General features: G+C 47.7%; 10 protein-coding genes and 2 pseudogenes. 8 read left to right on the plus strand and 4 right to left on the minus strand.

Annotation, left to right across the window (positions count from 1 at the left end; all coding sequences use genetic code 11):
- Positions 1-96: 96 nt before the first annotated feature.
- Positions 97-486: pseudogene (locus AC2VDX_RS07970) on the plus strand (CHAT domain-containing protein); the annotation flags it as partial.
- A gap of 244 nt (positions 487-730) precedes the next feature.
- Here AC2VDX_RS07970 and chlP read toward each other — a convergent pair.
- Positions 731-1951, minus strand: coding sequence for a geranylgeranyl reductase (gene chlP, locus AC2VDX_RS07975; protein ID WP_378178075.1), 1221 nt, complete (start codon positions 1949-1951; stop codon positions 731-733).
- A 325-nt stretch (positions 1952-2276) separates the two neighbouring features.
- On the opposite strand from chlP, the gene AC2VDX_RS07980 reads away from it, so the two are divergent.
- The 7 genes from AC2VDX_RS07980 (at position 2277) to AC2VDX_RS08010 (ending at position 12063) form a co-directional block, all read left to right on the plus strand.
- Positions 2277-3293 carry a sulfate/molybdate ABC transporter ATP-binding protein gene (locus AC2VDX_RS07980; protein WP_378178077.1) on the plus strand — a complete coding sequence of 339 codons (1017 nt, stop codon included), beginning with the start codon at positions 2277-2279 and terminating at the stop codon, positions 3291-3293.
- Positions 3294-3379: 86 nt separating this feature from the next.
- Positions 3380-5029 (plus strand): ABC transporter substrate-binding protein, encoded by a 1650-nt coding sequence (locus AC2VDX_RS07985; RefSeq protein ID WP_378178079.1) that lies wholly within the window; start codon positions 3380-3382, stop codon positions 5027-5029.
- A gap of 224 nt (positions 5030-5253) precedes the next feature.
- Positions 5254-6279 (plus strand): ABC transporter permease, encoded by a 1026-nt coding sequence (locus tag AC2VDX_RS07990; RefSeq protein ID WP_378178081.1) that lies wholly within the window; start codon positions 5254-5256, stop codon positions 6277-6279.
- Positions 6280-6302: 23 nt separating this feature from the next.
- Positions 6303-7148, plus strand: a complete 846-nt coding sequence (locus AC2VDX_RS07995) for a DNA adenine methylase (RefSeq protein WP_378178083.1) — start codon at positions 6303-6305, stop codon at positions 7146-7148.
- Positions 7118-8242, plus strand: a complete 1125-nt coding sequence (locus AC2VDX_RS08000) for a restriction endonuclease, SacI family (RefSeq protein WP_378178085.1) — start codon at positions 7118-7120, stop codon at positions 8240-8242. Before AC2VDX_RS07995 ends, AC2VDX_RS08000 begins: the two co-directional genes overlap by 31 nt.
- A gap of 495 nt (positions 8243-8737) precedes the next feature.
- Positions 8738-11092, plus strand: coding sequence for a hypothetical protein (locus tag AC2VDX_RS08005; protein WP_378178087.1), 2355 nt, complete (start codon positions 8738-8740; stop codon positions 11090-11092).
- Positions 11093-11334: 242 nt separating this feature from the next.
- Entirely contained in the window at positions 11335-12063 is a 729-nt protein-coding gene (locus AC2VDX_RS08010) for a response regulator transcription factor (protein WP_378178089.1), read from the plus strand.
- A 156-nt stretch (positions 12064-12219) separates the two neighbouring features.
- Here AC2VDX_RS08010 and AC2VDX_RS08015 read toward each other — a convergent pair whose 3' ends face one another.
- From AC2VDX_RS08015 to AC2VDX_RS08025, 3 genes and pseudogenes are all read right to left on the minus strand, one after another.
- A complete protein-coding gene (locus AC2VDX_RS08015; RefSeq protein WP_378178091.1) occupies positions 12220-14691 on the minus strand; it encodes a PAS domain-containing sensor histidine kinase in 2472 nt (823 codons plus the stop codon).
- A 265-nt stretch (positions 14692-14956) separates the two neighbouring features.
- A complete protein-coding gene (locus AC2VDX_RS08020) occupies positions 14957-16006 on the minus strand; it encodes a CgeB family protein (protein ID WP_378178093.1) in 1050 nt (349 codons plus the stop codon).
- Between the two features lie 103 nt (positions 16007-16109).
- Positions 16110-16213, minus strand: a pseudogene (locus tag AC2VDX_RS08025) (IS1 family transposase); the annotation flags it as partial.

Raw genomic sequence — 16213 nt, forward strand, 5'->3', positions numbered from 1 at the left:
GTCAGCTTTTAGAACAGCTATATCCTATCGGTTTGTCCGTTGGCTTCAGGAGAATACTGACGTATTTGCCTTACACCTAGCCCATTTAGGGCTTGTTTGGGCTTGAACAAAGTTCAAGTCCCGTTAGTCCTAAGTGCCTGTCGTTCAGCACTAGGAAATGAGGAAGCGGAGTTGGGCTTTGCAGGGTTTGCCGTGCAAGCAGGCGTTAAGTCAGCGCTGGCAAGTCTTTGGTACGTCAGCGATGAAGGCACATTGGGGCTGATGACAGATTTCTACAAAGAATTGAAAAAAGCCCCTATCAAGGCGGAAGCTTTGCGACAGGCGCAGTTGGCAATGTTGAAGGGAGAGGTGCGACTAGAAGGAGGACAACTGCATACTCCCGATGGCAATATGCCTCTACCTTCCTCTCTTGCATCAATAGGAGATAAAGACCTAAAGCATCCTTATTTCTGGTCGGCTTTCACAATGATTGGTAGCCCTTGGTAGAAAGTTAACGCATTTTATCAGTTGGGTGAAATATACAGGACTTACGCATCATCACCACATAGTAAGGGCAACCACAGGGGGATTGAACCCGAAAAAACGCTATATGTATAAGCTTTGCGTAAGTCCTGTACACATAGAAAAAACCAGCGTTAGATTCTTAAGATCCAACGCTGGCTGAAAAGCAATTTGTTAATGTTCTAGGTTTTTTTGCTTCTCAAATGTTTCCGCTTACTGATAAAAACCACTAAGGAGCTAGCGCGTTACCCCGCAGCAGGCTACCAATAGTTTTGGCAGTAATTTTCATCTGAATCAAGGGATTTGCCGGAACTACTGTTTTGTAGAGGTAGCTATCGAAGGTAAGCTTCTGCACGTCTTTGTCGGCGCACATTTCCACAAAAGCTTCGCGGGTGGCATCGGAGCGATAAAAGACGGTTTGCAGAATGTCTAGCACCTTGTAGGTGATGCCGTATTTCTTATCCCAACGCTTCAGGTACAGCTTCAGGTCGGCTTCTGTGGGGATGCGGGTGCCACCGTTGGAGGTTTCTACAATGGTTTCCGCACACATCCGCGCTGACTTGGCGGCAAAGTAAATTCCCTCGCCAGAAGACTTCGTAACCGTTCCGGCGGCGTCTCCCACTAGAGCAACGCGACCGACAACGCGGCGGGGTCTGGGATGCTCTGGAATCGGGTGAGCTTCGACTTTGATGATTTCGCCGCCTGCGAGTTTTCTAGCGGCACGCTTGCGGATGCCTGCTTGCAGATTTTTGATGTCGGCTTTGTTCACCTTCATGGTGCCGGTACCGACGGCGACGTGGTCGTATTTGGGGAATACCCAGGCGTAGAAGTCGGTGGAAACATCGTTACCGACGTACATTTCTGCCAGGTCGTTGTAGTAAGCCATTTTATCTTCTGGCAGGCGAATGCGCTCTTGGAAGGCGATCGCATAATTGTAATCCCCAGCGTCAATTGCCTTAGCAATGCGGGAATTCGCCCCATCTGCCCCAATCACCAGATCGACTTTCAGGGTTTTCATGGTTCCTTCAGCACTACCGTTTGAGTGATCGGCGTAGTGCAAGGTGTAAGGGTCAGTATTATTCGTGGGAATATCGAGTTTATAAACAGTGCCGTTAATTAAAGAAGCACCCAATTTAGCTGCGCGATCGCGTAGGTATCCATCCAATACCTCGCGGCGGCACATACCGATATATTCATGTTCTTTTTCAATGTTGATATCCACCTCAACATTGGAAGGTGAGATCATCTTCATTTTTCTGACCCGCCGATCAATAATCTCCGGCGGTAGGTCAAACTCGCTCACCATGCATAGCGGAATTGCCCCGCCACAAGGCTTGGCGTTGTCTAGCTTGCGCTCAAACAGGTAAGTCTCAATTCCAGCTTTAAGGAGCGTTTCGGCAGCAGAGGAACCCGCCGGACCCGATCCCACAACAGCAACCCGTAGTACCAAAGCTATTCTCCCGATTATCTTACGGCTACAAGCTGAGATGGTATCACGGACTTTTCGGTTGTCCCAGTGGGATCGCGGGGGTTGTGACTGAATTGCAACAGAGCTTAACACATTGAAAACTTGCGCCCTTGGTTGTTGTCGTTGGATCGCATCTCAGGACTGACGCATCAAACAACGTCAAGGCATTATAAATGTATATATGTATGGTATATATGTACGTTAATCTCATCGATAAACCGGAGATTAGTCTATTCTGAGTTTGATGGGTCAATGAAAACCCAGATAGGATAGCTAAAAAAATATTCTTGTCTAGGGGTCGAAAGCAGTGGGCATTGTTGTTGAAAACGTCTCTAAACAGTTCGGCAGTTTTAAAGCCGTTGACGAAGTCAACTTAGAAATTCAATCAGGCTCTCTGGTAGCGCTCTTAGGACCTTCGGGGTCTGGTAAATCTACACTGCTGCGACTGATAGCCGGTCTGGAAATGCCAGATAGCGGCAAAATCTGGCTTACGGGTCAAGATGCCACTCATCAGAGCGTTCAAGACCGGAATATCGGGTTTGTATTCCAGCACTATGCCCTATTTAAGCACCTCACCGTCCGCAAAAATATTGCCTTTGGCTTGGAGATCCAAAAAACTCCCAAAGGCAAAGTAAAAGCGCGGGTGGAAGAATTGCTAGAGTTAGTGCAACTGAGCGGACTAGGCGATCGCTACCCTTCCCAACTCTCCGGCGGTCAGCGGCAACGAGTTGCCTTAGCGAGAGCATTAGCAGTTCAACCCCAAGTATTGCTACTAGATGAACCCTTTGGAGCCTTAGACGCCAAAGTTCGTAAAGATTTGCGGGCTTGGTTGCGACGCCTGCACGATGAAGTCCACGTCACCACAGTATTCGTCACCCACGACCAAGAAGAAGCAATGGAAGTTTCCGATGAAATTGTGGTGATGAACAAAGGCAGAGTCGAACAAATCGGCACACCCGCTCAGATTTACGATCGCCCAACGACACCGTTTGTCATGAGTTTCATTGGCCCGGTGAATGTGTTGCCTAGCACTTCCCGCATTTTCGAGGCAAACGGGTTTGATTCGACCCAAGCTGAGATATTTCTGCGTCCCCATGATGTAGTCGTAGACACAAACCCCAACGGCAGTTCCGTACCGGCAAGAGTGAACCGCTTGATTCATCTCGGCTGGGAAATTCAGGCGGAATTAATATTAGACGATGGTCAGGTAGTCATGGCTCATATCACGCGAGAGCGGTTCGACCAGTTAGAGTTGCAGCCGCAACAGCGAGTATTCGTCAAACCCAAGGATGCAAAATCTTTCCCGCTGTATTTTTCGATCTAGCACTTCCAGGGTCAACACTCAGCTTTCAGCTTAATCGGCTTTAATGAGATATCTAAGTCGATTTGAAAGAGCGCATACGTTAATTTATGAAGTGGCGACGCCTGTCTATTCATCGGTGGCGGTTCATCGGACAATTCTTTTGTCTGTTTTGTCTTTGTTGTTTTCTCGCGATCAGCTGTGGGAAGCGACCGGCGTCTGATTCAGCGACTTCTCCCAGTCCTAGTGGTGCCAATTCGGGTCGGATTACCATCGGTACCACCCAGAAGCCACGGACGATGGACCCGGCAGATAATTACGAGCTAGCAGCCGCCTACTTGCTCTATAACATGAGCGATCGCCTGTATACCTACGAATTGGGAAGCACCCAACTCAAGCCGCAACTGGCGACGGCATTCCCGAAAGTGAGTCCAGACGGGTTAACTTACACGATTCCCGTGCGTCAGGGCGTCGTCTTCCACGATGGCACTCCTTTTAACGCCAAAGCAATGGAATTTTCCCTGCAACGCTTTATCGAAAACAAAGGGAAGCCGTCATTTCTGCTGGGCGATACGGTGGACTCAGTGAAGGCGACCGGCGACTATGAGTTAACCATCAAGCTGAAAAAGCCGTTTGCCGCCTTTCCCGCCCTGCTGGCATTTTCTGGTGCCGCTGCGGTTTCACCCAAAGCTTATGAAATTGGCACCGGAAAATTTAAGCCAAACACATTTGTGGGAACTGGCCCTTACAAGTTGGCTCAGTTTAGCAGTGAGTCGCAGCGATTGGATGTTTTTGACCAATATTGGGGCGAGAAACCGGCAAATAAAGGAATTGACGTGCAAGTGCTGAGTAATTCAGCCAACTTGTTTAACACATTTCGCACGGGGGGTGTGGATGTCGCCTACCTATCCCTCGATCCCGACCAAATCCAAAGCTTAAAAGATGGGGCGTCAAAAGGCACCTGGCAAGCGATCGAATCTCAAGGCAGTGCTGCCAGCTTTATGGTGCTGAATACCAAGAGCAAGCCGCTAGATAACCCAGTCGTGCGGGGAGCGATCGCATCCATCGTCAACCGACCTTTAGTGAATGAGCGATCGCTCAAAAATCAAGCCGAACCCCTCTACAGTATGGTGCCCACCACCTTTGATGTCTACAAGCCAGTATTTAAAGACCAGTACGGGGATGGCAACACCGAAAAAGCAAAACAACTGTTGCAGCAAGCCGGATACTCCCCCACCAACCCCTTGAAACTACAAATTTGGTATCCCTCGACTTCCCCGACTCGCCGACTTGCTGCCAGTACCCTCAAAGCAGTGGCAGATCAACAACTGGGAGGAACCCTGCAATTTGAAATCAACACCGTAGACTCCGCCACCTTCTTTAAAAGCGTCCCCCAAGGTCTTTATCAGACAGTCTTGCTGGATTGGTATCCAGACTTTCTCGACCCTGACAACTACGTTCAGCCATTTCTGGAGTGTTCTAAAGGATCGGCAGCAAACGGCTGTGAAGACGGCGCAAGCCAGAATCAGGGGTCATTTTATTACAGCGATCGCATGAACCAGCTGATAGCCCAAGAACGAAAAGAGCAAAACCCCGAAGCCCGCAAGAAGATTTTTGCGGACATTCAAGACCTACTCGCCAAAGATGTTCCCTACGTTCCTCTCTGGCAAAGTAAAGACTTCGCCTTTGCCCAAAAAGGCGTCAGCGGTCTTCGCATCAACCCCACCCAGGATTTCGCCTTCTGGACAATTAAAAAGTAGCGAACGGTTAGCTTTACAATTCCCTTTTCAACGCAAAGGAACGCTTTCGGTAGCGCTCTCGTTACACAGAGAGGACTTACGCAAAGCTTATACATATAGTGTTTTGTAGGGGCAATCCCTCGTGGTTGCCCCCAAATATGGTGATGTTGCGTAAGTCCTGACAGAGTTACACCTTTGCGCTACCGAAAGCGTAAACCTTTGCGAACCTTTGCGTTAAAAAAGAAATGTCTCGTTCCAAAGCCCTACAGTCTTACATCTTCGTCCGCCTTCTCCTAGCACCCTTGATGCTATGGATCATCATCACCCTAGTGTTTTTGCTCCTCCGTGCCACCCCAGGCGACCCGGTGGATGCGGTTTTAGGCGGTCGCGCCCCAGAAAGCGTCAAAGAGCAGTATCGTCAACAGTTGGGGCTATCAGACCCCTTGCCGTTGCAATATATTCGCTATCTGAGTTCCTTACTCAGCTTTAATTTGGGGACTTCGTTGACCAGTCAGGGTCAAGATGTTTGGGGTGAGATTCAGAAATACTTCCCCGCGACGGTAGAATTGGCAGTATTTAGTATGGCGATCGCTTTCCTGGTCGGCGTCGGCGTTGGCATCCTTTCCGCCACCCGTCCCGGTACGGTTTTAGACGCTAGCGGTCGTTTGTTTGGCATCATCACCTACTCGCTGCCGATATTCTGGGTAGGGATGATTCTACAGTTGATTTTCTCGGTTCAGCTAGGCTGGTTTCCCCTGGGATCTCGCTTTCCCCTAACTTCAGCACCCCCACCGCTCATCACAGGTCTTTACACGATTGATAGTCTCCTGAGCGGTAACTTGGAGCATTTTTTCACCGCCTTGCATTATCTCGCCCTCCCCAGCTTGACCCTCGGAATCCTCCTCAGCGGTATTTTCGAGCGGATTGTACGGGTGAACTTGAAGCAAACCCTCAAGGCGGATTATGTAGAAGCTGCTAGAGCCAGAGGCATTCCAGAATCGCGGATTCTCTTGGCCCACGCCCTGAAAAATGCCATGATTCCAGTCATTACCGTCCTGGGGCTTACTTTAGCCGCATTGCTTGGCGGCGCAGTCTTAACAGAAGTTACCTTTTCTTGGCCTGGTTTAGGAAATCGACTGTATGAAGCAATTTCCTTACGAGATTACCCTACTGTGCAGGGAATCATGGTATTTTTTGCGTCGATTGTAGTAGTTGCTAGCATTTTGATTGATATCATCAATGCTTACATCGACCCGCGAATTCGTTACTAAAACCAGCAACTAAGACAACAAAAATGGCTAAATTAATTGCTTTTGGTTGGTATGGTGGTAAATTCAGCCATCTTGATTGGCTGCTGCCCTTGTTGCCAAAAACTCAGCACTATTGTGAGCCTTTTGGTGGCTCGGCTGCGGTATTGATCAATCGGCAACCTTCACCTGTTGAAACATACAACGATATTGATGGAGAAGTTGTTAACTTTTTTCGCGTACTTCGCGAACAGAAAGGCGCTTTAATCGAAGCAATTGGTTTAACTCCCTTCTCTCGTGAAGAATTTGAAATTGCGATTTCTCAACCTAACCAAAAGCTATCAGACTTAGAAAGAGCCAGACGCTTTTTTGTGCGTGCTAGACAGGTTAGAACTGGGCTTGCACAAACAGCCAGTTCAGGCAGATGGGCACATTGCTTACTAACAAGTCGCGCAGGCATGGCTGGCGCTGTCTCCAGATGGTTAGGAAGCGTGGAAGATTTAGCAGAAATCGCTCAAAGATGGCTGCGCGTTCAGATAGAAAATTGTCCAGCAATTGACGTTATCAAACGCTATGACAGTGAGGAAACATTATACTATTTAGATCCTCCTTATCCACACGATTCTCGCGGTGACAGCAACGCTTATGCATACGAAATGACAGATGATGAACACCGAGAACTAGCTCACATTCTTCATAATGTTAAAGGCAAAGTTGCATTATCTAGTTACCACTGTGACTTGATGGACGAATTGTATGGCAACTGGCGTTATATTGAAGCTCCCGTTAAAAACTGTCACTCTGTAAAAACACAACGTCAGGAAGTACTTTGGGTTAATTACGAGCCGGAAAAAGAAACTCAATGTCAACCCCATCAGATATCCTTGCTTTAGCTTTTCAAAGAGCGTCTCATCATATTGCTGGTTCCATCTTGAATGACCCGGACATTATTCACCGGCTCGAATTTGTATGCAGAAATATACAAAATCGCGCTGGGGCTAGGTTATTGTTAGCGTGTTTACTAGCAAAAGTCCATAAGCCTAGTGTTGACATCCGCAAGCCATACACTGAAATTAAAGATTCTGACTGCTATTCAGGTCGTACCTACGATGAATATTTTATAAGTGCTTTTATTACTCAGTATGATTTACCGTGTAATTCGACAACTGCTTTTCTTACACCTGCCCTTCGCAACAGAAATATTACTCTAACACCAGAAGTAAATTTGGTCGGCAAGCCACCAAAACTTTATCAAACTGTCCTTCAGCTACTAACTGATGTACATACTAATCAAGTATCAGCAGAGAACCTTTTGGCTGATACTGTGAGATGCCTTTTGGTGATTAGAGACGAGAGACGCCAACGAATGCAAACGCTACTGGCTGGGTTGAAAGCCTCTGATGATGCAATTCCTCTATCTGCGGAAGCGATTGTAGGGCTAATTTCACAACATTTGCACTGCCGTAATTCCAGTCGCCTACCAGTTCTTATTGTAGCTGCGGCTTATCAATCTGCCTCAGAACATCTAGGAGAGAGAGTTTTACCGCTTGAATCCCATAATGCGGCTGATGAACAAACAGGAGCATTAGGCGATTTAGAAATTACCCTTATCGATGACAGCCAGGTCATAACTAGCTACGAGATGAAGACGAGGCGAATAACTCAAGAGGATATTGACCGTGCCATCCAAAAAATAAATAATACTGGTAAAAGAGTTGAAAATTATATTTTTGTTACTACAGATGTGATTGACGAACGGATAAAAAATTATACTGCAAGCATCTATGAACGCACAGGCGGAATTGAATTCGTAGCTTTGGACTGTATTAGTTTTTTACGTCATTTTTTGCATCTATTCCATCGGTTACGTATGCAGTTTTTAGAGGCGTATCAGGAACTGGTGCTTGAACAGTCTGAAAGTGCAGTTAGCCAACCCTTAAAAGAAGCTTTCTTGGCACTACGTCAAGCTGCGGAAAGTGGTGAATAATGTTTCATGTTGAAGTGGAATGAAAGATTTTTAATTATGGCTATAAACCAATAAATAATTCTTGCTGTTTTTGGTAGCAAATACTATTTCAGTATAATTTTCATACTTGTTGGGATAAGGGAGTTGATTTTGCAATTGGAGCGAGAGAGAAACATCCACAATTCATAATTGTAATGATAATTTTCCTGACAATTTAATTAAATATGGAGTCAAGACATTTTCAATAATAGTTTACAACTTGCTGGGTTTTCACGGTTGAAACTTCGATGAGCGGTACCTAGACTCAAAAAATCGTCAACACCAGAAGTAGAAGTGGTTGAGAAATCCGGTTTCTGATATTTAGCATAATTTTAGGTTTATTAATGGTGTTTGAGAAAGTGGGAACTACGCGATCGCACTTAGAGCCAAATACCAGTCAATGAGATATCCAGCAAATTTCCCGATGAAGTGGGGAAAGGAAGCAGTTAATAATCTATTTAGATTTCCGGCTGCATAATGCGTAGAATTCGGCTGCTTGCTTTAGCTACCCTCAGCTTTGTTGCGACTCTAGTAGGCTCCTTCTTTGACCCGGTAACATTCCTGCACCGCTTTCTCGCAATAGCGCTAAGCACAGTTTTTACCCTCAATTTGGGTATCAGCAGTACCAATGCCGATTCTTCCTCTGTTGCAGTTGCTGCTTACCCACCTGCCATTCAAACTGCTGTATTTAAGGATACGCTGAATCAATTTGCTTCTGAGCCTCAACAACAGCAAACCCTAGCCAGCCAACCCAGCACTCTTGAGAAGATTGCCCTGACAAATTACTGTGGTTCTGGCACCATCACCAAACCCACCAGGGGAATCGATACAGACACGAGAGTTTATGACGTTTTCTATGACTTCAGTCGAGGTCAAGAGTCAGTGAATTCTGCCGCTTGTGGTCGGGAGTATTGGATTCCAGTCGAGCAAAACAATCCTTACTACGGACTTGTATTTGTTTATTGGGTTGATGGATACAAAAATCGCCTTTCTTCCACTCGTTATGTGGAAACTAACAACGGGAAACTTATCGTTTGGGATGGTAATCCAGTCAATTCTCTACTTAGAAGAATCCTGACGCGGCAAGATGGGAAACAAGCCCTTTCTCAAGGTGCGATCGCGCGGCTTCTGAATTGGAAAAGGCAGCTAAGGCGCAGTCAGACTGCCTCTACTCTCCCCCAAAACCTGATAAATAACCAGCTCCAAGGTTCTACAACAGCCCAGACTGCCTCCCAAAACCCTAAAACCAGCCAGACAACAGCTCAAAATAACTGTAGCTCTGGGACGCTAACTCAACCCCGCAAAGGAGTTGATAGGAATGGTAGCCTTTACTACGTTTTCCATCACTTCAATCGAGTTCGACAAGTGAATCCTGCCGCCTGCGGTCGGGAGTATTGGATTCCAGCCGAACGCAGCAATCCCAACTACGGTCTTTTGTTTGCTTATTTGGTGGATGGACAAAAAAATCGCGTTTCTTCAATCCGTTATGTGGAAACCCGCAAACGGCAGCTGATCGCTTGGAATGGGAATACAGCAAATTCTCAACTCCGGAGAACCACGAGGCGGCGAAACGGAACACAAGTGATTTTTCAAGGCTGGTTCCGGATGGTTCTGAATCAGAAAAAGCTGACGACAGGGCAAACACTCTTTACTCCCTCCCAAAACCCTACAATCGTTCAGACCCCCGCTACTACTCCCCAAAATCCAACTCCTCCCCCGCCTCCCTCCGCCGCTACTCCTCAACCCGTACCCAGCACTCCCCAAACTAATAATCAATTGCTAATTGGTTTTGGTGGCGACACTAGCAACGTGGAAGAAACTTGGATGCACAGCCTTGACGTGGCTAAAGAAGTCGGTTTACCCAAGCCTAAAGCTGCGTCGCTTGGGGTAGAGGTGGGATGGCAACCCATCTGGTTTGGTTGTGTCGCCGGTCAGAAAACTTGCGCGACGACAGACCGAATGTTTAAAGAAGGGGTTGTCCCCGTCTTTATCGTTAACTTGATTACCCACGATGTCCAAAGTAAAAAAACTTGGGCTGAAATTGAAGCTAGAAAGAGTTGGTACTTCTCGGAGTTAGATCGCCTCGCTAAAGACGTACTATCTAAGACCCAAGGGACTGTGTATGTATCGCTGGAACCGGAGCATAATTTGGTAGGAACGCTCCGCGATCCCGTCAATGCTAATTATGGGTGGGATGCCAGTATTCCGCAGAAGTTCGGGCAGTTAATGGCTGAAGCTGCCCAAAGATTACGTACCTCAGCGAGTTCGGTTCCGGGACTGAATTTGAAAGTGGGTTTGGCTTTCGGTGACTTTAATGCCTCCCCCACGGGTCTGCAAAACTATTTACCCGATTTGAAAGCGGCTGCACCGGGAGTAGATTTCTTTGGGTTTCAAGTGACCCAAGGCCCCTGGCGGAATGAGGGTAACGGATGCAAACGCTTAACCCCCGCTCAAGCGAAGCTTTATGATATGCCCGATCGAGTAATAGCGATCGCTCAATTCATCCAAACACAACTGCAAAAGCCGTCTCTGGTCGATTACTTTTTCTTGATGGCTGATGCTAACACCGATTGGGATGAGGGAGGTGCTAAAGTTTACCAGGAATTACAACAGCGCTCCTTAGAACTGCAAAACGCTGGATTGATTGGCTTGTTGCACTTTACTCTCATTGATACGCCACAATCTGCTCCTAACTCGTACTGGTGTGACGGTGAGAAAAATCGGGGCATTATCAAACCCGCAGCCCAACTTTCTAATTTCAGTTACAAGCGCCCCCTTCATCTGAAAAAGATGGGCAAGGCGCTGGGGCAATGGATTAACGCTCAAAGCTAAATGGGTGCATCTGGTGGGGTGGGTATTCTACCTGCCCCTGACTTGAGGGATCTTGGTCGATCGCTCACGTCAGTCACGATCCCAACCTTTGAGTGTTTCCGCGATCGCTAAGTGTCTTAACAATCCCGTGTTTTCTTTAGAAAGAATTTAGAATCCTTGCGTATAATCTGTACAGGAATCTTTGTATTCCGATAAAGGTTCTTATAGAAACTTTAAAATACTGTAGCGATAATTTAGTAGTGATGCCCCGGATACTCGTCATCGACGACGACGCTGCGATCGCAGAATTAGTCACCATCAATCTGGAAATGGCTGGATACGATGTCAACCAAGCACCAGATGGCATTAAAGGTCAGGCACTGGCTTTGCAACTGCAACCAGACCTGATTATGCTTGACCTAATGCTGCCCAATGTGGACGGTTTCACCGTCTGCCAGCGCTTGCGGCGGGATGATCGCACTGCCGATATTCCGGTGTTAATGTTGACAGCACTGGGTCAGACTCAAGATAAGGTGGAAGGCTTTAATGCCGGAGCCGATGATTACCTGACCAAGCCGTTTGAACTCGAAGAAATGCTGGCACGAGTCAGAGCCTTGCTGCGACGGACAGACCGCATCCCCCAAGCCGCCAAACACTCGGAAATCTTACACTATGGCTCTTTGACCTTAGTACCAGAACGGTTTGAGGCTATTTGGTTCAATCAGACAGTGAAGCTAACGCATCTGGAGTTTGAATTACTGCACTGCTTACTCCAGCGTCATGGTCAAACAGTTTCTCCCAGTGAAATCCTGCGAGAAGTTTGGGGCTACGATCCCGACGATGACATTGAAACGATTCGGGTGCATATTCGGCACTTGAGAACGAAGCTAGAGCCAGATCCCCGCCACCCGCGCTATATTAAGACCGTCTATGGTGCGGGCTACTGTCTGGAGTTGCCGAATGAAGAGCAAATTAGCGCAGACGCAGGCTGATTCGCCTCTATTGTGTTCATCAAGATGTGTTCATCAAGATGTGTTCATCAACAGCCCTTTCTTCCTGGGTGGGGAAGGTCTGCTGGAAGAAAATGGAACGGTTTCCAGCTTCCCTGAGAAAGCAAAAAAACCGATCTTGGCAACCATTAGGGAGTGTTAAGCCACCCGATGGGGCGTTCTGGATAGAGGCATTGGACAATGCGCCCCTATAACTGATTCCGCTTCTGCCTTCTGGATCGGAATTTCGATAATAAACTCTGTCCCCTTGCCCGGTGTTGACACGCACTTGAGTTGACCCCCGTGACGCTCTACCACAACTTGGTAGCTAATGGACAAGCCCAAGCCAGTCCCTTGTCCCACGGCTTTCGTCGTAAAGAAGGGGTCAAAAATTTGTTTCTGAATTGCTTCGGGAATGCCAGGGCCATTGTCCGCAATCCGGATGACAACCGAGGAAGGATGGGGGATGAGGGATGTAGGGTTTTGCCCTTCTGGAAGAGTGGGATAAGGATCGGCATTGAATTCATCCTGCATCCTGATTCCTTCATCCTTCAAAGAGGTGCGAATGGTAATCTGGCTGGGGTTGGCTTTGAGATCCGCAGGCGTCAGCGATGCTCCTCCTGCGGAGACTCGCTGGGCGTTGTATTCTTCTAAAGCATCAATCGCATTACTGAGGAGATTCATAAACACTTGGTTCAGTTGCCCAGCATAACAATCTACTTTGGGCAAATCGCCGTATTCTTTAATAATCTGAATTTTGGGATGGGAGCTGTCTTCTTTCAACCGATGCTGCAAAATCAACAGCGTGTTATCTATGCCCTGATGAATATCAACCGCCTTCTTCTGGGATTCATCCAGGCGGGAGAAATTCCGCAGCGACAAGACCAAATCGCGGATGCGGTCGGCTCCCATTTTCATGGAAGTGAGTAGTTTGGGGAAATCTTCTATTAAGAAGTTTAAGTCTATATCTTGATTTGCAACTTGAATCTCGGCAGGGGGTTGGGGAAAGTGCTTTTGATAGAGATTTAACAGGCTCAGGAGGTCATGAGCATACTGATTAGCATGGTCGAGATTGCCGTAGATGAAGGAGACTGGATTATTAATTTCATGGGCGACACCTGCAACCAACTGCCCCAAACTGGACATTTTTTCACTCTGAATCAGCTGAGATTGAGTTTGTCCCAGTTCTGCCAAGGTTTGTTTTAGTTGGGTCGTTTGTTCTTTTAGCTGCGCTTCTGATTTCAGCCAAGCGATTTCTGCCTGTTTGCGTTCGACAAGTTCGGCGTTTAGCTGTTGGAAGAGAGTGGATTGCTTAATGGCGATCGCTAGCTGCACGCTCAGCTGTTTGAGCAATTCTACTTCTGATTCTTGCCACTGCCGGGGTTCCCGACAATGATGGGCAATCAGCAACCCCCATAAATTTTCCCCTTGCAGAACCGGAACCACCAAGTTAGCTCTCACCTGAAACTGGGCAAGTAAATCAATATGGCATTGCTGGATACCAGCAGTATAGATATTGTCAATCGCTCGAACCCGACCTTCCTGGTATGCCGAAACGTAGCTTTTCCCAAAGCAAGGATCTTGGATGCTGGTTCCTAAAATTGGCGTCCAATTCTCACCGACCGACTCTACAACCACAACTCCGTTCCAATCTGGCTCGAAGCGGTAAATGAGTACCCGGTCAGCCGAAAGAAACTGCCGCACTTCTGCCACAGTAGTATTGAGAACTTCCTCTAAATTTAGGGACTGACGGATGCGCTTAGCGATCGCCCCGACCAACCGTTCTCTCAAAAATTGCTGCCGCGACGCTTCCTCTGCTTGCTTGCGCTCGGTAATATCCATCACCGTTCCCATCATCCGCACGCACTTCCCCGTGTCGTCGCGCACAACGGCACCCCGCGCCGCCACCCAGCCAACTCCATCAGGACGGAGGACGCGATACTCCATCTTTAAGTCTTTCCCGACTTCTACGATGCCCGCAATCTCCAGCCCTACGCGGTAGCAATCTTCAGGATGAATGCATTGGAGATAAGCCTCGTAGGTGCCAGCAAAGGAACCGGGAGCCAGACCAAAAATCGCTTCCACCTCTTCAGACCAAGTCACCTGACCTGTTCCCAGATCCCAGTCCCAGACCCCCATACTTGCCGCCCCCAGAGCCAACCGCAGCCGTGTTTCTCCTTCGCACTGCGCCTCTTCTGCGGCTTTACGCTCGGTAATATCCGTCTGGACGCCAATAAATTGTGTCACCCGACCCTCGTCGTCATACACCGGCGAAATACTCAGGTCATTCCAGAAAGGCGTCCCATCCTGGCGATAGTTCTTGAGAACCACCTGGCATTCTTTCCCCGTCCGCAAAGCTTGACGAATTTGCTCAATTGCGGCTGGATCTGTATCGTATCCTTGCAAAAATCGGCAGTTTCGTCCCAAGACTTCAGCGGTCGAATACCCGGTTATTTTTTCAAAGGCGGGATTGCAATAGATAATTGGATTATTTGGTAGACTGGCGTCGCTAATGACGATGCCGCAGCTGGTTGCTGCCATCGCTCGGTCATACAGCTTTAGTGTCCCCTTGTCCCCTTGGTGTCCCGTGAGGTCTTGGCACCCCCCACACCTAGCTTGCTGGCTTGCCATCAGAATTTAAGAACCAAACGTTAACAGCCTTTCTTCAAGATAAATCAATATTAAAAATAACTTAAATATTCCCGAAGATAGATCCAACCGTTTTTCTATCATAAACGAAACATTTTTGCCAAGAGAAGTCCCGGAATTAAGCCCAATCAAAACCAAGCTAAATCGGGAATTTCCCAGAATCTAGAAATTGCCACAAAAGCCTAGTAATCGGCAAAAAGTTTCCAGTCGTTATTAATTTTTAAAGGAAGAATACAAAGTGATTTGCTCACCCGACGTAGCCTTCCAATTCAGCGGCTCGATGGGCTGCCGTGTGTTGTGCCAGAACCAGAGTCCGAGCGCGATCGCCTATAGCAATCCTCTCAGCTTCCGGTGTTTCTTGAAGATACCGTAAAGTATCGGCGGGTGACTCGGCAATGAGAATTTCCTTACCAATTTCAAAAATTGTTTCCAGACCCACCCAGTAGTCACTAATAATCGGAGTTCCACACGCCGCTGCTTCAAATAAACGCACGCTGGGAGAATAACCCGCTCGAACCATATCAATTCGTGTAATATTAAGAGTGAACAGTTGGGAATTGTAAAACCAACGGTGTCGAGCTGGCGGCAAATGCTCGATTTGCTCAACATTTTTGGGCCATTTAATATTATTCGGATACTGCGGCCCTGCCACCACAAAGCGACCTTCTTGCCACTGACGCGCTGGCTCAAGCAACAGATTTTCCAGACTAGGCTGCCGGTCGTCGCTGTAAGTTCCCATATAGCCAAGATTCCAAAGCTGAGGAAACTGTTCCGGATAGTACAACTCCGGGTCAACCGAACAGTAAAGCGCCCTTGCCATCGGCGAACCGTAGTGCTGTTCAATCCGCTTCAGCGTTGGACCACCTGTAAACGATAGATAAAGGTGATATTTCGGGATTAAGTCAGGACAAAGGTACTCCGTCTCGCCCCGTTCCAACTTAGCCAACGTCACCGGCGTATCGATATCGTAAAAAGCAGTCACATTCCTCGCCATTGTTGTTACCCACTCACCTACTGCTACCCCTTCCGGCACATATGACCCCACCATCACCAAATCTGCCTCGCGTACTGCTTGGGTAAAGCAGTCTTTCAGCTCATCAAGACTGGAGTACAGCTGAGTGCGACAGTAGGGAGGATTGGGAAGATCCCGATTGGCAGCATACCAAGGTACATCTCGCTCTAAAAAGAGAATATCGTGTCCCCGTGCTGCCAGTTCCCGCACCAACCCCCGGTAGGTTGTTGCGTGTCCGTTTCCCCAAGAGGAAGTAATGGATAATCCCAGAATTAGCAGTTTCATAGTTTTAAGATTTCAACGCTCTCCTAGCGCCAAGGTAAGCGCCAAGGTACGCAAAGTAAAAGACAGGACTTACGCAAAGCGGCGTTGCTGAATGAAGTATGAATTACGCAAATGCTGGTATCGATTGGTGTTTCAAGTAGTGAAGTAGCAATCTAATAGAGTGTTTCAGCATTTCTTCTGACTTCGAGTAACACAACGTTTTTCGAT

The organism is Coleofasciculus sp. H7-1 (assembly GCF_057473865.1).